Here is an 18,604-nt window from a genome sequence, read left to right as displayed (position 1 = left end):
GGACCCATGCAGGCCATCAATGACTTCATCCTCGCGGCAGCCGGACAGCCCTGGGTGCTGTTCCTTGTTTTGGCCTGCTGCATCATTGACGGCTTCTTTCCGCCCGTACCGAGTGAATCAGTGGTGGTAGGACTCTCCGCAGTGGCTGCCACCGCGGATGTACCCAACCCCTGGCTCCTGATGCTGGTGGCGGCCCTTGGCGCCTTTACCGGCGACAACATCGCGTACCTGATCGGCCGCAGGGTAGGAACCAACAGGTGGTCGTGGATGCGGGGCCCGCGGATGCAAAGCGCCTTCCGGTGGGCAGGCCGGGAGCTGCGCAAGCGCCCGGCCTCGCTCATCCTCGTGGCGCGGTTCGTCCCGATCGGCCGGGTAGCTGTGAACCTCACGGCCGGGGTCACGCATTATCCGCACCTGCGTTTCGTGGGGCTGACCGTCCTCTCGGCCAGCCTGTGGGCGGCCTACTCGGTGGGAATCGGGCTGTTCTTTGGCCAGTGGTTTGAAGACAACCACCTCCTGGGCGCCGTCATCGCCATCATCTGTGCGGTGGCGCTCGGGATCGTGGTGGACCTCGTCATCAACCGGGTCCGGCGAAAGGCGCCCATGGTGGAACGAATGAAGGAACCGGAAGCGTAGTTCAACCGTTGTTCGGGCAGGCAGGGGCGTAGCGTGTTGCGCCGCGGCCGTGGGACACTTAGGAACGATTTCCGCTTTGGCTGCGTCACTTTTGGCTGGTGCCATTTTGCATAGGAGCAAGACCGCGTGGAGTTTATTAATGAGGCCGTGCTCCATGCAGCGGGTCAGTGGTGGATCTACCCGGTACTGCTGCTGTTCTTCTTTGTGGACGGCTTCGCCATGGTGGTCCCCAGCGAAACCCTCATCGTGGCCCTTGCAGCGTTCTCCCGGCACGGTGGGGAGCCCAATCTCTGGATCCTGGGCATCACGGCCCTGATCGGTGCCATCGCCGGGGACAACATGGCTTTTATGCTCGGGCGCCGGATTGGCCTGAACCGGTGGAAATGGATGCGCCGGCCCAAGGTCCAGAAGGCTTTCGGCTGGGCCCGCTATGAACTTGAGAAGCGCGGAGCGGTGCTGATCTTCACTGCCCGCTACATCCCCTGGGGCCGGGTGGCGGTGAACTACGTGGCTGGAAGCACCGGCTTCGCCCACCGCCGGTTCTTCCTGCTGGACGCCTTCGCCTGCATCACGTGGGTGGGGTATTCCATCGGCATCGGACTGCTGGCCAGTTCCTTCCCGTGGCTGCACCACAACCCTTTGCTCAGCGCGGGCATAGCGGTGGTGTTCGCGATTGTGCTCGGCATCCTCATCGACCACCTGCTCCGGTGGTGGCACAAGCACCTTGCCCGCAACGACGCCCAGGAAGTGGATGAGTGGCTCGACGGCGGCCCGGACGGCGCACGGGACAGCCAAACCGGCGGCAACGCCGTCCTGGCCCCCGCTGCCGCGGACGGCAAGCCCGCCGCCACCTAGCCGCTGGCATTGAACTCCTGCCCACCCTAAGGTGGGAACGTGACTGAGCCTATTGTTGACGCTGCCCCTGCCATCGATTTTGACCTGAAGAACCTCCCAAAGGTTTCACTTCACGACCACCTGGACGGAGGACTCCGTCCGGCCACCATCATCGAACTGGCCGAGGCAGTTGGCCACACCCTTCCGTCCACCGATCCGGTGGCGCTGGGCCAATGGTTCCGCGAGTCCGCGGACTCCGGCTCCCTGGTCCGCTACCTTGAGACGTTCGACCACACCGTCGCCGTGATGCAGACCGCCGAAGGCCTCTTCCGCGTCGCGAAGGAATTCGTCGAGGACCTGGCTGACGACGGCGTGGTGTACGGCGAAGTACGGTGGGCGCCCGAGCAGCACCTGCAGAAGGGCCTCACCCTGGACGAAGCCGTGGAGGCAGTGCAGGAGGGCCTCGAGGCCGGCGTCGAAGCCGTGGGGGAGACCGGACGCGAAATCCAGGTGGGCCAGCTCATCACGGCCATGCGCCACGCCGACCGCGGCCAGGAGATCGCCGAACTGGCCGTCCGCCACCGCAACAAGGGCGCCGTAGGATTCGACATCGCCGGAGCCGAAGACGGCTTCCTGCCCTCGCGCTTCAGGGAGGCCTTCACCTACCTGGCCCAGAACAACTTCCCGGCCACCGTGCACGCGGGCGAGGCAGCCGGCCTGGAGAGCATCCAGTCAGCCCTGGTGGACGGCCGGGCGCTCCGGCTGGGACACGGCGTCAGGATCGCCGAGGACATCATGGTGGAGTTCGACGACGATGACGAGACCGAGGACACCATCGGACTGGTGACGCTCGGCGACCTCTCCAGCTGGGTTCGCGACCGCGGCATAGCCCTGGAAATCTGCCCGTCCTCAAATCTCCAGACCGGTGCGATTGCCGGGTTTGGCGATGGCATCGAAAGCCACCCGCTGGACATGCTGTACCAGCTCGGCTTCAACGTCACCATCAACACCGACAACCGTTTGATGAGTGGTGTCACGCTGACGGACGAGTTCGACCTCCTGGTGGAAACCTTCGACTACGATCTCGATGACCTGCTGGAGCTGACCCTGAACGCCGCCGAGGCATCCTTCCTGCCGCTGGAGGAGAAGGAAGCCCTGGTGGAGTACATCAACGACGCCTACGCGAACCTTGGCTAACGAGCCGGAGGCCGGTAGCTCCCCGGTGGGGGAGCTGCGGAATGGGCCCACGGCAGCAGGGGGCCCCGAGCGAGCTAGCGAGCTGGGGGAGCTGCTGGGGATAGTCGCTTCCCTGCGCGAGCACTGCCCCTGGATGGGGGCCCTCACCCACGCGTCGCTGGTGGAGTACCTCCTCGAAGAGGCCTTTGAGGTTGCCGAAACGATCGAGGCCGGAACCGCTGGCGGCACTACGGCTGAAGCAGCCGACGCCGAACTCCGGGGCGAGCTGGGCGACGTCCTGCTCCAGGTGGTGCTGCACGCCCGGCTTGCCGAGGAGCGCGGCGCCTTCACGTTCGACGACGTCGCACGCGGGCTCAGTGCCAAGATGGTCCGCCGGAACCCCCATGTGTTCCGCCCGGACGGCTCCCTGCAGGACAGCTTTCCGGCCACCATTGATGAAATCATCCAGAAGTGGGACGCCGTCAAGCGCGCCGAGCGGCCGGAGCGGCGGGATCTGTTTGAAGGGATCCCCCTGGCCCTCCCGGCGCTGGCCCGGGCCCAGAAATCCCTTGACCGGGCGGCCAGGGCGGGGTTTGAGCCATGTCAACCACCGGCAAACGTTGGCCCCTTCAGGTCGGAAGAAGAACTCGGCGGGCTGCTGCTCGCCGTCGTGCAATCCGCCCAGGCCAGCGGGCTCGACGCCGAGCGTGCCCTGCGCGGCGCGGTCCGTGCCTACCAGCACCGTGTCCCCGAGCAGTACCACCAGAGATAACCGCACCATCATGACGTCCGGGGGCTGGATAGGTTTCCGTAACCCGGACCACTCTCGACTACGCTGGTCCGTGACGAGTACGTCGAGTCTTTCTGCAAGATCCCCCCGTTAATCGCCCATAAGGAGCAAATTCATGGCGCTTATCGATGCCATCCACGCCCGCGAGATCCTCGATTCCCGCGGCAACCCGACCGTAGAAGTTGAAGTACTGCTCTCCGACGGCCAGATCGGCCGCGCTGCAGTTCCCTCCGGCGCTTCCACCGGCGAGCACGAAGCCGTCGAACTGCGTGACGGCGACAAGGGCCGTTACCTCGGCAAGGGTGTCCAGAAGGCTGTTGACGCCATCATCGACCAGATCGCCCCGGCCCTGACCGGCTTCGACGCCACGGACCAGCGCAGCATCGACCAGGCCATGCTGGACCTGGACGGTACGCCGAACAAGGGCAAGCTGGGCGCCAACGCCATCCTGGGCGTTTCGCTGGCCGTTGCGAACGCGGCTGCCGCCTCGGCAGACCTGCCCCTGTACAAGTACCTGGGCGGGCCGAACGCCCACGTCCTGCCGGTTCCGCTGATGAACATCCTCAACGGCGGCTCGCACGCTGATTCCGACGTCGACATCCAGGAATTCATGGTTGTCCCGCTGGGTGCCGAGACCTTCTCCGAGGGCCTGCGCTGGGGCGTCGAGGTTTACCACGCTCTGAAGTCCGTGCTGAAGGAAAAGGGCCTCGCAACCGGCCTCGGCGACGAAGGCGGCTTCGCCCCGAACCTGCCGTCCAACCGTGCAGCATTGGACCTGATCCAGGAAGCCATCAAGAACGCCGGCTACACCCCGGGCAAGGACATCGCGCTGGCCCTGGACGTTGCCTCCTCCGAGTTCTTCACCGACGGCGCTTACCAGTTCGAAGGCAAGTCGCTGACCTCCGCCGAGATGAGCGCGTATTACACCGAACTCGTCGCTGACTACCCGCTGGTCTCCATTGAAGACCCGCTGGACGAAAACGACTGGGACGGCTGGAAGACCCTTACCGACTCCATCGGCGACAAGGTGCAGCTGGTTGGCGATGACCTCTTCGTCACCAACCCCGCCATCCTGCAGCGTGGCATTGACACCAAGACCGCCAACTCGCTGCTGGTCAAGGTCAACCAGATCGGTTCCCTCACCGAGACGCTTGACGCCGTGAGCCTGGCCCAGCGTGCCGGCTACACCACCATCACCTCGCACCGCTCCGGCGAAACCGAGGACACCACCATCGCCGACATCTCGGTGGCCACCAACGCCGGCCAGATCAAGACCGGCGCACCGGCCCGCTCCGAGCGCGTTGCCAAGTACAACCAGCTGCTGCGCATCGAAGAGGAACTCGACGATGCGGCACGCTACGCAGGCCGCAGCGCGTTCCCGCGTTTCAAGGGCTAGTAGCCGCATAAACGGCGAGGCGGTGGCTATGGTTGAAAGACCATAGCCACCGTTGTTGTTTCGGCAATATAGTTCCAGCCCAACTAGTGGCGGCCCAGGCAGGCTGCGTGTTTCAGGAGTGTCATGGCTACCCGCCGTCCCAAAGTTCCAAAGGTCGCCTCTTCCCGTTCGGACACAACGCGGTCAAGCCAGGAAACGGACGGGGACGCCGCTGTCATCAGGGCGGATTTCGGCTCGGGCAAGGAAAAGCCCGGCACCAACGGGGCGGGCCGGAAAGCTGCCGCGCCGGCGGCGGCCAACGCAGCGGGTGCCCACTCGCCCGGCTCCAGGAACGTCCCTGGGTCGCACGGCGCCACCTCGCCTGCCGGTGCAGGAAAGGGGAGCAGTTCCCAAGGTGCCTCCCCGGCGGCCGGCGCCGGAACCCCCGAAGACCAGCAGCCCGTCCCGGCCAAGGCGTTTTCGGGACGGATGCTCGCGCTGGCGGTGGTCATGATTGCCATCACCATCATGCTGGCCCCCACGGTGAAGATTTTTTTCGACAAAAGGGCAGAGATAGCGGCCCTGAACGCTGACATTGCCGCCCGCGAGGCGGAAGGGGACAGCCTCCGGCAGCAGGTTTCCCGCTGGCAGGATCCCAACTACGTGAAACAGCAGGCCCGCGACCGCATTAACATGGTTATGCCGGGCGAAACCGGCTACTGGGTCTTCGACAGCGATTTGCCGGCCGGAGAGAGCAGTAGCCAAACCGGCGCAGCAGCACAAGACCCCGCCGATCTGCCGTGGGTGGATTCCCTGTGGGAGTCCATCACGCGCGCGGCCACAGACTGAACCGCAAAAGGAAGGACGGCCCGCGACAGTGGAACCCAACACGGCAGCCGCCCGGGACGAATCCCGCCAACCATCACCGCGAGACCTGGAAGTACTGAGCCGCCAGCTGGGACGGCCGGTCCGTGATGTGGTGGAGATTCCTGCACGCTGCGTCTGCGGCAACCCCCTGGTTGCCGCCACCGCTCCCCGCCTCGGCAATGGAACCCCGTTCCCCACCACCTTCTACCTGACGCATCCGGTCATTACCTCTGCGGTTTCCCGGCTCGAAGCTGCGGGCGTTATGAACGTAATGAACGAGCAACTGGCCAACGATGACGTACTGGCCGCCGCCTACCGCTCCGCGCACAATGCGTACCTAAAGGCACGCTCGGACATTGGTGAACGGTCCGGCATCGGAGCCGTCCCCGAAATCGATGGGATCTCCGCCGGCGGCATGCCCAGCCGCGTCAAATGCCTGCACGTCCTGGTAGGGCACTCACTCGCGGCCGGTCCGGGAGTCAATCCGCTGGGGGACCAGGCCATCTCCGCCATCAGTGAGTGGTGGACCGCAGACGCGTGTTACTGCCAAGGCGCATGGGACACCGAGGGTGAAGCCCCGTCCCGGGACCTCAGCCGCCACGGGCCGCAGGGGCTTCCGGACATCGTTGGCCGTCCCGCGCCCGTTCGGAAGGCCTCCGGCACTGCAGAGGCCGGGCAATGACCCGCGTCGCCGCCATTGACTGCGGCACCAACTCCATCCGCCTCCTCATCGCCGATATCGAACGCGGCAACGGGACCACCAGCCTCAGGGACGTGGTGCGCGAGATGCGCGTTGTGCGGCTGGGGCAAGGAGTGGACGCCACCGGCGAACTGGCTCCCGAGGCGCTGGAGCGCACCTTCGCGGCGACTGCTGACTACGCACGCCTGATCCGGGAGCACGGTGCCGGCAAGGTACGTTTCGTTGCCACCTCTGCCAGCCGTGACGCGCGGAACAGGGATGTCTTCGTGGACGGCATCCGGAAGCTCCTGGGCGTGGAACCTGAGGTCATCTCCGGCGACGAGGAAGCCGCGCTGTCCTTCGCCGGCGCGAGCAGCGTCCTGCCCATTCTGGACGGCCAGGAGGTACTGGTAGTTGACCTCGGCGGCGGAAGTACCGAATTCGTCCTGGGCACGGCAGCCGGCGTGACAGCAGCAAAATCAGTGGATATCGGCTGCGTGCGCCTGACCGAACGGCATCTGCGCCAGGACCCGCCCACTCCCGAACAGATAGCCGCCGCGGAAGCTGATGTGGACGCCGCCATAGCCCGCGCCGGACAGGACGTTCCGCTGGAACGCGCCACCGCCGTCGTCGGCGTTGCCGGCTCCATTACCACCATCACTGCCCACGCCCTTCGGCTGACCGAATATTCGCCCAACGCGATCCACGGCACGGAACTGCCCCTCGACACGGTCAGGGCTGCCGGCACCGATCTCCTCACCATGACGCGTTCAGACCGCGCCGCGCTGCCCTACATGCATCCGGGCCGGGTGGATGTCATCGGTGCAGGCGGTTTGGTCTGGCGGCGCATCCTTGAGCGGCTGGCCGGGTTGACCGGCGGGCGCATTGCAACAGCCACCGCCAGCGAACACGACATTCTCGACGGCATTGCCCTGAGCATCGGCTGACGGCCCATGGAGAAACACACCACTGGGATGAAACCGCTTGGACGGGCCGGCGCAGCACTGCTCGCGCTGGCCCTGGCCGGCGGCTGCCTCGTCACAGGTCTTTTCACCGCCCCGGCAGCCCACGCGGACGAATGGCGCGACAAGCAGTACTGGCTGGGCGAGTCCGGCATCACCAAGGCCTGGGAGGTTTCCAAGGGCGCCGGCGTGAAAGTTGCCGTCATCGACAGCGGCGTGGACGCCCAGCATCCGGATCTTAAGGGAGCAGTTGCCGGCGGCTACGACGCCTCCGGTTCGGGGCAGCCCAACGGCCAAAAAGGCGTGGGCTCCAAGACTGAGCACGGCACGCTCGTGGCCACCATGCTTGCAGGACGGGGCCATCAGCCCGCCGACGCCACTGCCAGTCCAACACCCGGCCCCGCAGCCCTTCCCCCCGACGGAATCATAGGCGTGGCCCCGGAGGCCCAGATCCTAGCGGTCTCCACCTGGCTGGGCTCAACGAATCCCTCAGGTAAAAGCGACCAGGACCAGATTCCCGAGGCTGTCCGCTGGGCGGTGGACAACGGTGCCAAGGTCATCAACATTTCCCTGGGCAGCACCACGCCACAATGGCCGCAAAGCTGGGACGCCGCCTTTCTCTACGCGGAGCAAAAAGACGTCGTGATCGTGGCCGCGGCCGGAAACCGGGTGGGTGGCAACATGCAGGTGGGCGCTCCTGCCACCATTCCCGGCGTCCTCACCGTCGCCGGCCTGGACCGCAAGGGCGCAGCCAGCGTTGACGCATCCTCCCAGGGAATCAGCATCGGGGTTGCGGCGCCCGCGGAAAACCTGCTGGGCGGCGTGCCAGGCGGCAGCTACGCGGAATGGGCAGGCACCTCGGGGGCGACGCCGATTGTCTCCGGCGTTGCGGCGCTGATCCGCTCCAAGTGGCCGGACATGTCCGCGAAGCAGGTCATCAACAGGATTGTTACAACGGCAAAGGACGCCGGAGCACCCGGCAAAGACCCCCTGTACGGCTTCGGTGTGCTCGATGCCGAGGCGGCTTTGAAGGGCAACGTTCCCGAGGCTAGTGCCAACCCGCTTGGCTCCATTGCGGAATGGATCCGCGTTCACCGGCGGGGCAACCTCGCCACCCCAGCCCCGCTGCCTACGTCGGAAGTTCCCAGCGCCGTGCCTACCTTGCCGGAGGCCACCGTTCCCGCGGCCGAGCCGCCGTCGCAGCGGGACATCGCCCTCGGCGCCGCCGTCGTGATCGGGTTCAGCCTGTTGTTCGTGGCGATCATCGCGGCAGCCGTCATTCAACTCCGGCGGGCGGCGAGGCGGCCGGGAGCAGTGGCGGATGAGTTCGACACCGGCGTGATGGACAGCATCGAATCCGGCCGGAAACCTGAGGCGGGAAGCCTGTCCGGCAGTTAGTGAAGATTTTCACAAACTGCTGTATCCTTAAACTATGGCAACCACCCCAGAGCTCCAGGACCGTCCCAGGGTACTCGTCGTCGGCGGCGGGTACGTCGGCCTGTACGTAGCACTCAAACTGCAGAAGAAGATCGCGAATGCCGGTGGCATCGTCACCCTCGTGGATCCACTGCCCTACATGACCTACCAGCCGTTCCTGCCCGAGGTGGCCGGCGGCAACATCGAGGCGCGCCACGCTGTGGTCTCCCACCGCCAGCACCTCAAGCAGACCGAACTGATCCAGGGCCGCGTGACCTCGATCGACCACGCCAACCGCACGGCTGTGGTGGCTCCCGCCGACGGCGGCGCGCACTTCGAGGTTCCCTACTTCGACGTTGTGATGGCTGCAGGTGCCATCACCCGCACGTTCCCCATCAAGGGCCTCGCGGACAAGGGCATCGGCCTGAAGACCATCGAGGAAGCTGTAGCCCTCCGCAACAAGGTCCTGGAGCGCCTCGAAGTTGCCTCCACCATGACCGACCCCGCTGCGCGTGCCAAGGCCCTCACCTTCGTTGTGGTGGGCGGCGGGTTTGCCGGCATCGAATGCATCACAGAGATGGAGGACCTTGCCCGGGCCGCCGTCAAAAACAACCCACGCATCAAGCAGGAGGAAGTGCGCTTCGTCCTGGTTGAAGCCATGGGCCGGATCATGCCGGAAGTCACCGCCAAGCAGGCGGAATGGGTTGTGGAGCACCTCCGCAGCCGCGGCATCGAGGTACTCCTCAACACGTCCCTGGACAACGCTGAGGGTAGCCTCAAGCTCATCAACCTCCCGGACAAGACCCCCGCGCAGGAGTTCGAAACGGACACCCTCGTATGGACCGCCGGCGTGCAGGCCAACCCCATGGTCCGGTCCACCGACTTCCCGCTCGAGCCGCGCGGGCGCGTCCGCGTCCTGCCGGACCTCCGGGTTGCCGGCGATGAAGGCATCATCGACAACGCCTGGGCAGCCGGCGACGTCGCCGCCGTTCCCGACCTCACCGGCAAGGGCCTCCCGGACGGTACCTGCGTCCCCAACGCCCAGCACGCGCTCCGCCAGGCGAAGCGCCTCGCCAAGAACCTTTGGGCCTCGCGCTGGGACAAGCCGCTGAAGGACTACAAGCACAAGAACCTGGGCGCTGTTGCCGGCTTCGGTGAGTGGAAGGGCGTTGCCAACATCAACCTGGTGGGCAGCATCGGCCTCAAGGGCGGACTCGCCTGGCTCGCGCACCGCGGCTACCACGGCATGGCCATGCCCACGTTCGAGCGCAAGTTCCGGGTGATCTTCAACTGGATCATCAGCTTCTTCGCCGGCCGCGACACCACGCAGCTGATGGACCTGGACAACCCGCGCGGCGCCTTCGTCGCTGCCGCTACCCCGGCTCCCAAGCCGGCCGCCGCGCCCGTTGCTGACGCCCCTGCCCCTGTGGCCGGCGGTTCCGGTTCCACTGCGGTGGACTCCAAGGAATCGGTTACGGCCAACGCCAAATAGGCCGGCCCAGCTTTTATGCCCGACGGCGGCTGTCCCCTTCCGGGGATGGCCGCCGTTTGCGTTTGCCCGGCAGCCTGATAGCGGCCGCTTACCCGGCGGCCGGCTGCCGCGCCTTCTAGACTGGGCAGCATGACTGGCGAGAAGAACCTTCAGGCCCTGTTGGCAGGGATGCACCCGGTGCGGCGGCCGGGCGAATACGTTTACGTCCTGTGGCCCCATGGACGGCCGCTGGCGCCCGGCATCGAAGCGGCGGTCAGGGAAGCAGAGGGCCTCACGGTGGTCCTGCCCCGTGCCGAGGCCGACAAGGAAGGGCTGTCCTACGACTTCGTCGCCGCGTGGATCACGTTGCAGATCCACTCGGCACTGGAAGCCGTCGGATTGACTGCCGCCGTCAGCAAGGCCCTCACGGATGCCAGGATCAGCTGCAACGTCCTGGCCGGGTTCCATCACGACCACCTGCTCGTACCGGTGGCCGACGCCGGACGCGCCCTTGGGGTGCTGGCTGAGCTCTCCGGGCGGGGGCAGGTTCAGGATAATGGGCAGCTGCCCCGGCCCAAGCTAGTGCTGCGTGACGAGACTCCAGCCGACCGGAACGCGATCCTCGCCCTGACAGCCGACGCCTTCGCCATCTCGCCGGCCACCGGGCTCCCGGCGGACGGGGAACCAGTTGAAGTCAACGTGCTCCGGGAGCTCTTTGACGCCGAGGAGTACCTCCCCGGGTTCAGCGTGGTCGCGGTCCTCGACGGCCAGGTGGTGGGGCACGTGATCAGCACCCGCGGGTGGGTGGGGGACCAGGAACTTTTGGGCCTGGGCCCTCTTGGAGTCACGCCGCGGCTCCAAAGGCAGGGCATCGGTTCTGCCCTGATGAAAGAGAGCATTGAGAGGGCCAACGCTGCAGGGGAGATCGGCATCGCGCTGCTGGGCAGCCCCGACTACTACTCCCGCTTCGGGTTCGTCCCGGCCGCCACCATGGGTGTGCTCCCGCCGGAGGAGGCGTGGGGCGATTATTTCCAGCTTCTGCCGCTCGCCCTGTGGCATGGCGGGGTCCGGGGGACCTTCCGGTATGCCGAACCGTTCACGCGCCTCTGACGGGATACCATTGAGCCGATGCCCCAGTAGCCCAATTGGCAGAGGCAGCGGACTTAAAATCCGCGTGTTGTGGGTTCGAGTCCCACCTGGGGTACCTGGCAGAACCTGGCGGCGAGCGCCGGGTGACAGAGGAAGCCGTCCGCAGCGCGGGCGGCTTCCCGCATTTAATTCCACATATGCAACGACTGTTATAAGGATGTGACCTCAGTCACTTATCTTCGCCCGGGATATGCACTAGCTTGAAGCTAAATCAGGAACACCTGATTTTTCGTGTCAGAGGCCGTTCGCACCTTTAGATCGAGGAGCTCGTAAATGACTTTATTCCCCCAGGCGGGAACCCGCGTTGCCAAGCTGACAGTGCTTGGCATCGGCGTCGCCTTTATGGCAACGGCTTGCGGCGGTTCGTCCACACCCACGGCGTCCGAAACCGCCACCGGCTCAGCGGCAGGAATTGCCTGCCCTGCCCCCGGCTCCACCGGCGGAAGCACCGCCCAGCCCACTGGTGCAGGCGGCGCGGTCCCACCGTCCAAGGGCACAACCGAGACTCCGCTGAAGCTCGGCTCCCTCCTGCCCACCACCGGTTCGCTGGCGTACCTCGGCCCGCCGGAAATCGCCGGTGTTAACCTCGGCGTCAAGGAAGTCAACGACGCCGGCGGCGTCCTCGGTAAGCCTGTTGAAGTGGTACACCGCGACTCGGGTGACACCAAGACGGACATCGCAACGCAGTCCACAGCAGCTTTGCTCGGCCAGGGCGTCAACGCCATCATCGGTGCAGCCTCCTCAGGCGTGTCCAAGACGGTCATCAACCAGATCACGGGCGCCAACGTGCTCCAGTTCTCTCCCGCCAACACCTCACCTGACTTCACCACGTGGGATGACAAGGGCCTCTACTGGCGCACAGCGCCCTCCGACGTTCTCCAGGGCAAGGTCCTGGGCAACTACATGGCCACTTGTGGAGCCCAAACGGTCGGCATGATCGTCCTGAATGACGCCTACGGCACAGGGCTGGCGACCAACATCAAGGCAGCGTTTGAGTCAGCCGGTGGCAAGGTCGTAGCCGAGGAGCTCTTCAACGAGGGCGATACCCAGTTCAGCAGCCAGGTGGATAAGGTCATCGCAGCCAAGCCCGATGCCATCGCCCTGATCACTTTCGACCAGGCCAAGAGCATCGTTCCGCTGATGACCGGCAAGGGCGTAAAGCCCACCCAGATGTTCCTGGTGGACGGCAACACCTCGGATTACAGCAAGGACTTCCAGCCCGGCACCATGCTTGGAGCCCACGGCACCTTCCCGGGAACCTTTGCCAACGAATCCTTCACCAAGAAGCTTCTTGAAGTGGACCCGGCCCTGAAGGACTTCACCTACGGTGGTGAATCCTACGATGCCGTGAACCTGATCGCGCTGGCGGCTGAGGCTGCCGGCAGCACCAGCGGCCCTGAAATCGCCAAGCAGCTCAAGGGAGTCTCGGAGTCCGGTGAAAAGTGCACCAACTTCCCCTCCTGCGTTACCCTGCTGCGCGAGGGCAAGGACATCGACTACGACGGCCAGTCCGGCCCCGTGACGTTCTCTGACGCCGGTGACCCGACCGAGGCCTACATCGGCATCTACGAGTACACCAACGACAACAAGCTCAAGCCCCTCCAGTCGGAGTTCGGCAAGCTGTAACACCGCTCCCTATACACCAAAGAGCCCCTGTCCAACCGGACAGGGGCTCTTTGTATGTCGCCTTTTGTTGTCTACTCGACGGTATCGGCCAACGTGCCAAGATACAGCTGAATGACCTTGGGGTCTTTCATGAGTTCGCGACCGGTGCCGGTGTAGGCATCCCTACCCTGGTCAAGGACATAGCCGCGGTCGCAGATCTGGAGGCACCGCCGGGCGTTCTGTTCCACCATGATCACCGAGACGCCGGCGCGGTTGATCTCGTGGACACGCAGGAAGGTTTCGTCCTGCTTGACGGGGGAAAGGCCGGCGGACGGCTCGTCGAGCAGCAGCACCGCCGGATCCATCATCAGTGCCCTGCCCATGGCCACCATCTGGCGCTCGCCGCCTGAAAGGGAGCCGGCGCGCTGGGCGCGGCGCTTGCCGAGTTCAGGAAACAGGCCGGTGACGAAGTCGAACCGCTCCGCGAAGTCCTTGGGCCGCTGGAACATGCCCATCTGCAGGTTTTCCTCGATGGTCAGGGTGGCGAACACGTTGTTGGTTTGCGGAACGAATCCCACGCCCCGGGATACGAGTTTGTTCGCCTTCAGCCCGGTGATGTCCTGCCCCCGCACAATCACTGTTCCGGAATGGACCTTAACGAGGCCGAACATCGCTTTCAGCAGTGTTGACTTGCCGGCTCCGTTGGGCCCGATGATGCCGATCAGCTCGCCTTTGCGGGCCTCGATGCTGCAGCCGTTCAGGATGTTGACCCCGGGAAGGTATCCGGCCACGAGGTCAGTGACCTTAACAACCGAGTCGCTGTCGCTGACTGGCTGTGCGGCGGGTGCCGTGCTGGTGCTGCTCATTGAGTGTCCTTCTCTGTGCTGCCGGTCTCCGTGCTTCCGTGGCGGCCACGGGGTTGATCGCGCTGTGGCCCGCCGTCGTCGCCGCGGGCGGGTTCGCCGCCCTCTGCGGCCACTACGTCCACCGCGATGATGCCCGCATTTTCTGTTCCGACGATGGATTCTTCGTCAGCCACAAGTTCTGCTGCCAGCTCCTTGATGCCCTCGGAGTCTCCAAGGTCAACGTCGTGGTGGGCGCCCAGGTAAGCGTCGATGACTGCGGGGTTCTTCATAACCTCTCCGGGAGGACCTTCCGCAACCACCTTTCCCTCAGCCATGACCACTACCCAGTCGGCGATGTGCCGGACCATGTGCATGTCGTGTTCGACGAAGAGGACCGTCATGCCTTCGGCTTTGAGGTTCTTGATGTGGTCCAGCAGGGATTGCGTCAGCGCGGGGTTCACGCCTGCCATGGGCTCATCAAGCATCACAAGCTTGGGCCGGACCATGAGGGAGCGTGCCATCTCCAGGAGCTTGCGCTGCCCGCCTGAAAGGGAAGCCGCGTAGTCGTCCTTTTTGGCGTCGAGCTTGAACTTCTCCAGCAGGACATCTGCTTCAGCGGTAATTTGCTTTTCCCTGCCTCCCCAGATGCCCTTGAACAGGGCCTTCGCGAGGCTCTCACCGGGCTGGTTTGCCGCGCCGAGGCGCATGTTCTCCATCACCGTGAGCTTGCCCATCACCTTGGTGAGCTGGAACGTGCGCACCATTCCCATCCGCGCCACCTTGTAGGGGGATACCCCGGCCAGGCTCTGGCCTTCGAACTGCCATTTGCCGCTGTTGGGCGTATCAAAACCTGTCAGCAGATTGAAGAGGGTGGTTTTGCCGGCTCCGTTGGGGCCAATGAGTGCAGTGATCTTGTGGCGGGGGATCTCGAGGTACTCAACGTCCACCGCATTGATGCCGCCGAAGCTTCGGGTGACGTTTTCGGCCACGACGATAGGGTCCCGCTTCTTGCACCCCGGGGCGGTTTCGCCGGCAGCTATGGGACGGGTGTCCGTCATGTAGTCCGGTTCCCCGGACCGTGGGGTGGTGATTTCTTCACTGTGCTTGCTCATGCGAACGCCAGCTCCTTCTTGTTTCCGAAGACGCCCTGCGGCCTGAAAATCATCAGCAGCATGAGGGCGACGCCAACCAGGATGTAGCGCAGCTGCCCGGCCTGGACCGTGTTAAGCCACGTAATGGCGCCTGATTCGATCAGGCCATAGAGGATCCCCTGGGTCAAGGAGAGGACCACCCAGAAGATCATGGCGCCGATGACCGGTCCGAGGACCGTGGCCATGCCACCGAGCAGGAGGCAGGTATAGAGGAAGAACGTAAGTTCCGTTCCGTAGTTTGCCGGCTGCACCGCTCCACGGGGAAGGGTGAAGACCATGCCGGCGAGGGCGCCCAGTATGCCGCCGATAATAAGGGCCTGCATCTTGTAGGCGTAGACGTTCTTGCCCAGCGAGCGTACGGCGTTCTCGTCTTCGCGGATGCCTTTAAGCACCCGGCCCCAAGGGCTGCGCATCAGCAGCCACACGAGCGTGCAGCAGATGATCACCAGCGCCCATCCCACCACGCGGATGAAGAAGTCTCGGTTGTTCATGCCGAAATAGGAGCCTTCAGGGAACGGGTTCATGGAGTAGAACCCGCCTTCGAAGGCCGCCAGGCCGTTGGCCGATCCGGTGACCGAGGTGAGCTGGTTGGTGGTGACGATGTACCGCACGATCTCGGCCGCCGCAATGGTGACAATGGCCAGGTAGTCGGCGCGGAGCCGCAGGGTGGGGATGCCAAGCAGCAGCGCAAAAATTGCCGAGGCAATAACGGCAATCAGCAGTCCCACGAAGAACGGGACGCCGAAGCTGAGGGTGGAGATGGCGAAGCCGTAGGCGCCCACGGCCATGAAGCCCGCTTGGCCGAAGTTGAGCAGCCCTGAGTACCCGAAATGTACCGCGAGGCCCAGTGCAGCCAAGGCGTAGGCGGCCGTCGTCGGGCTGAAAATCTCAGTGGCGGCACTGGCAAGAATAAATCCAAAGTCCATGGCTGTCTCCTAACCCACGCGCTCGCGTCGGCCCAGGATTCCCTGCGGCCGGAACAAGAGGACAACGATCATGATGAACAGGGCTCCCACGTATTTGAGGTCGGCAGCGAGGCCGAACACGGTGGTCAGCTCCACAAAGATGCCGACGATGATTGATCCGATCAGGGCGCCGAACACCGTGCCGAGCCCCCCGAGGGTTACGCCGGCAAAGATCAGCAGCAGGATTGCGGAGCCCATGTCGAAGGTGACGCCTGGACGGTAATAGGCCCAGAGGATGCCACCGAGCGACGCCAGCATGCCACCGGTGATCCAGACCAGCCGGATCACACCGTCGACGTCGATTCCAGACGCCGCAGCGAGGGCGGGGTTATCCGCCACTGCGCGGGTGGCTTTGCCCAGCCGGGTTTTCAGCAGCACGATGCCGATCAGGGCGATGACCACGGCACTGATGCCCAGGGACCAGAGGTTGTTGGGTGAGATGGATACCGGGCCGAGCTGGATCTCAGGGCTTTGGGCGAACGGCAACTGTTGGGTGGCGCCGCCAAAGAAGAACTGGATGACATACCGGACGGCAAGGGCAAGGCCAATGCTGACGATCATCATGGGCACCAGGCTGGTGCCGCGGCGCCGCAGGGGCCGCCACAGCCCCCTGTCCTGGACGTAGCCGAACAACCCGCCGCCGAGCAGGGAGAGGATGATGGCCAGCCAGAAGGGAAGCCCGATGGCATTGAAGGCAAACACCAGTACTGCGCCGAGGGTGACCATCTCGCCGTGGGCGAAGTTGGTCAGTCCCGTAGTACCGAAGATGAGCGAGAGGCCTACGGACGCCAGCGCCAGCAGCAGCCCAAAACTCAATCCGGCCACGAGCCGGTTGAGCAGGTTTTGGCCGAAGTCCTGCTCCTGGACCACAATGCCTTTGCCGAAGGCGAAGATGACCGACAGATTGGACGTCTGGCTGAACGTGACGTCGCGGGGATTCTCCTGGCCCTCGGCCAGGGTAATGCCCTCAGGCAGGGTCGATTCGTCCAGCTCCACCGTGTAGGTCCCCTGCTCGGGCACCCCAATGCTCCAGGACCCGTTGGCGGACGACTTGGCGGTACCGGTGAAGTCGCCGCTCTTGGCGGTGATGGTCACGTCCGCCAATGGTGCACGGGTATCGTCGCGGAGGAATCCGCTGATGTTGTTCTGGAAGGTTTGGTTCGACGGGGATGGTGTCGGTGAGGGGGAAGCGGCCTGGGATGCCGGGGCCGCCACGAGGAGGATTGCCAGGATGGAGGCGCTGATGGCTCCCAATAGTCTTAGCAACCCGCGGCGTCCTCCGGCCGGCAGGCCTTGGGATGTACTTCTCAAATTGAAAACCTCCACTTGGGGGGCGGTCTCGGCTGCGCAAATGCAACCGCTGCGAACGGATGCAGGGCTGGGATGATGCCATAACGCCCTGCACCCGTCACGCATGTGAGTTCCGTCACCCTGCTTGGCTTATGCTACAGCGCGGAAGAACCTATAAATGCCCTGATTGGAGGCGTCAGCATAGCGATCAGGTAACAACTGCGCTGTACCGTGGGCCCGAAGCGGTGGGAGAGCATGAGGAAACCTTTGTTGAGCCACGGTGCTTCCCGGGCAGCTCGACCCCCCGGTGACCTCCGGTCACCCAGCCATCGTTCGGTTTCAGCACGTCACGGTTGTGTTGCACCCGCAGCAGCAGGGAACTTTTAGCAGTGCCGCGACGTGAAAATTGGTAGCGTAAACCATAAGGTTCACAAACACATCCCATCAATGGAGGAATCCCGCAATGGCACTTGGCGGCAACCCGATCTTCAACGGAAAGAACTTCCGTGGAGCCACCCAGGCACCGCCTGTCCCGCAGGCTCCCTATGGCCAGGCTCCTTACGGCCAGCAGCCGTATGGACAGGCTCCCTACGGCCAGGCCCCTTACGGCCAGCAGGGCTACGGACAGCAGCCCATGACCGACGCGCAGCTGCAGCAGATGTACAACCAGCCTGCGGCGGGTCCGGCTGACACCGGCCGGATGACGTTCGACGACGTCATCGTGAAAACGGCGGCCTGCCTTGGCGTCGTGGTGGCCGGTGCCGCCGTCACCATGTTCGTCAGCATGGGGCTCGCAGCGCTGCTGATGATTGTCGGCGCCCTCGGCGGCTTCGTCCTGGCACTGGTCAACACTTTCAAGAAGCAGCCTTCGCCGGCCCTCATCCTGGCTTACGCCGGACTGGAAGGCCTCTTCCTCGGCGGCCTGACCCGTATCCTCGATGCGCAGTTCCCGGGCGTTGGCCTGCAGGCCGTGATCGGCACCCTGTCCGTGTTCGCCGTGACCCTCGTTCTGTTCAAGAGCGGAAAGGTCCGCGCCACGCCGAAGGCCATGCGGTTCTTTATGATCGCTGTCATCGGCTACGCGGTCTTTGCGCTGATCAACATGGTGATGATGTGGACCGGCGCGGTCCAGTCGCCTTTCGGCCTGCGTACCGAGATCGAAATCTTCGGCATTCCGCTGGGTGTTTTCATCGGCCTGCTCGCCATCGGCCTGGCGGCCTTCTCGCTGATCATGGACTTCACCAGCATCGAAGCGGGCGTCCGCAGCGGCGCTCCGCAGCGCTTCTCCTGGACGGCGGCCTTCGGCCTCACCGTCACCCTTGTGTGGCTGTACGTGGAAATCATCCGCCTGCTCGCCATCCTGCGCGGGGACGACTAACCCGCACACCGGCGT

Annotated in this window: 17 protein-coding genes and 1 tRNA gene; 14 read left to right on the top strand and 4 right to left on the bottom strand. The window is 64.6% G+C overall.

All coding sequences use genetic code 11. The features are described 5' to 3' along the window. The first annotated feature begins 6 nt into the window (after positions 1 to 6). The 13 genes from AC5RV1_RS03310 (at position 7) to AC5RV1_RS03250 (ending at position 12,981) form a co-directional block, all read left to right on the top strand. On the top strand, positions 7 to 636 hold the full coding sequence (locus tag AC5RV1_RS03310; protein ID WP_163164242.1) for a DedA family protein: 630 nt from the start codon (positions 7 to 9) through the stop codon (positions 634 to 636). 126 nt (positions 637 to 762) lie between these two features. Next, entirely contained in the window at positions 763 to 1,491 is a 729-nt protein-coding gene (locus AC5RV1_RS03305; protein WP_493947468.1) for a DedA family protein, read from the top strand. A 39-nt stretch (positions 1,492 to 1,530) separates the two neighbouring features. Then, entirely contained in the window at positions 1,531 to 2,667 is a 1,137-nt protein-coding gene (locus AC5RV1_RS03300; RefSeq protein WP_163164244.1) for an adenosine deaminase, read from the top strand. Between the two features lie 133 nt (positions 2,668 to 2,800). Then, positions 2,801 to 3,418 carry a MazG nucleotide pyrophosphohydrolase domain-containing protein gene (locus tag AC5RV1_RS03295; RefSeq protein ID WP_493993612.1) on the top strand — a complete coding sequence of 206 codons (618 nt, stop codon included), beginning with the start codon at positions 2,801 to 2,803 and terminating at the stop codon, positions 3,416 to 3,418. A gap of 133 nt (positions 3,419 to 3,551) precedes the next feature. Next, complete coding sequence (eno, locus tag AC5RV1_RS03290) at positions 3,552 to 4,832, top strand: phosphopyruvate hydratase (protein ID WP_163164245.1); 1,281 nt, start codon at positions 3,552 to 3,554, stop codon at positions 4,830 to 4,832. A 123-nt stretch (positions 4,833 to 4,955) separates the two neighbouring features. Further along, on the top strand, positions 4,956 to 5,660 hold the full coding sequence (locus AC5RV1_RS03285) for an FtsB family cell division protein (protein ID WP_493993523.1): 705 nt from the start codon (positions 4,956 to 4,958) through the stop codon (positions 5,658 to 5,660). Positions 5,661 to 5,688: 28 nt separating this feature from the next. Beyond that, positions 5,689 to 6,360, top strand: coding sequence for a DUF501 domain-containing protein (locus AC5RV1_RS03280; RefSeq protein ID WP_493993522.1), 672 nt, complete (start codon positions 5,689 to 5,691; stop codon positions 6,358 to 6,360). Beyond that, positions 6,357 to 7,304 (top strand): Ppx/GppA phosphatase family protein, encoded by a 948-nt coding sequence (locus AC5RV1_RS03275; protein WP_493993521.1) that lies wholly within the window; start codon positions 6,357 to 6,359, stop codon positions 7,302 to 7,304. Before AC5RV1_RS03280 ends, AC5RV1_RS03275 begins: the two co-directional genes overlap by 4 nt. A 27-nt stretch (positions 7,305 to 7,331) precedes the next feature. After that, on the top strand, positions 7,332 to 8,717 hold the full coding sequence (locus AC5RV1_RS03270) for a S8 family serine peptidase (protein WP_493993520.1): 1,386 nt from the start codon (positions 7,332 to 7,334) through the stop codon (positions 8,715 to 8,717). 34 nt (positions 8,718 to 8,751) lie between these two features. Further along, on the top strand, positions 8,752 to 10,227 hold the full coding sequence (locus AC5RV1_RS03265) for an NAD(P)/FAD-dependent oxidoreductase (protein WP_493993519.1): 1,476 nt from the start codon (positions 8,752 to 8,754) through the stop codon (positions 10,225 to 10,227). Between the two features lie 129 nt (positions 10,228 to 10,356). Further along, a complete protein-coding gene (locus AC5RV1_RS03260; RefSeq protein WP_493947462.1) occupies positions 10,357 to 11,316 on the top strand; it encodes an N-acetyltransferase in 960 nt (319 codons plus the stop codon). A 20-nt stretch (positions 11,317 to 11,336) separates the two neighbouring features. Then, positions 11,337 to 11,410 (top strand) — tRNA-Leu (locus tag AC5RV1_RS03255). A gap of 218 nt (positions 11,411 to 11,628) precedes the next feature. After that, a complete protein-coding gene (locus AC5RV1_RS03250) occupies positions 11,629 to 12,981 on the top strand; it encodes an ABC transporter substrate-binding protein (RefSeq protein WP_493947461.1) in 1,353 nt (450 codons plus the stop codon). 71 nt (positions 12,982 to 13,052) lie between these two features. On the opposite strand, the gene AC5RV1_RS03245 is transcribed toward AC5RV1_RS03250, so the two are convergent. From AC5RV1_RS03245 to AC5RV1_RS03230, 4 genes are read right to left on the bottom strand one after another with little or no spacing between them, the layout of a single operon-like run. Continuing rightward, positions 13,053 to 13,826: an ABC transporter ATP-binding protein gene (locus AC5RV1_RS03245; protein WP_163164253.1), complete on the bottom strand. Its 774-nt coding sequence runs from the start codon at positions 13,824 to 13,826 to the stop codon at positions 13,053 to 13,055. Further along, positions 13,823 to 14,917, bottom strand: coding sequence for an ABC transporter ATP-binding protein (locus AC5RV1_RS03240; protein WP_493993518.1), 1,095 nt, complete (start codon positions 14,915 to 14,917; stop codon positions 13,823 to 13,825). The genes AC5RV1_RS03245 and AC5RV1_RS03240 overlap by 4 nt, the downstream gene beginning before the upstream one ends. After that, on the bottom strand, positions 14,914 to 15,882 hold the full coding sequence (locus tag AC5RV1_RS03235) for a branched-chain amino acid ABC transporter permease (protein WP_493947458.1): 969 nt from the start codon (positions 15,880 to 15,882) through the stop codon (positions 14,914 to 14,916). Before AC5RV1_RS03235 ends, AC5RV1_RS03240 begins: the two co-directional genes overlap by 4 nt. 9 nt (positions 15,883 to 15,891) lie before the next feature. After that, on the bottom strand, positions 15,892 to 17,232 hold the full coding sequence (locus tag AC5RV1_RS03230) for a branched-chain amino acid ABC transporter permease (protein WP_493993517.1): 1,341 nt from the start codon (positions 17,230 to 17,232) through the stop codon (positions 15,892 to 15,894). Positions 17,233 to 17,674: 442 nt separating this feature from the next. Here AC5RV1_RS03230 and AC5RV1_RS03225 point away from each other — a divergent pair, with 442 nt between their 5' ends. Further along, positions 17,675 to 18,589, top strand: coding sequence for a Bax inhibitor-1/YccA family protein (locus tag AC5RV1_RS03225; RefSeq protein WP_493947456.1), 915 nt, complete (start codon positions 17,675 to 17,677; stop codon positions 18,587 to 18,589). Positions 18,590 to 18,604 lie beyond the last annotated feature (15 nt).

Source organism: Arthrobacter sp. Hb9-2, assembly GCF_059091165.1.
The sequence above is the reverse complement of the archived record's forward strand: the minus strand, read 5'-3'. Positions and strand labels throughout refer to the sequence as shown.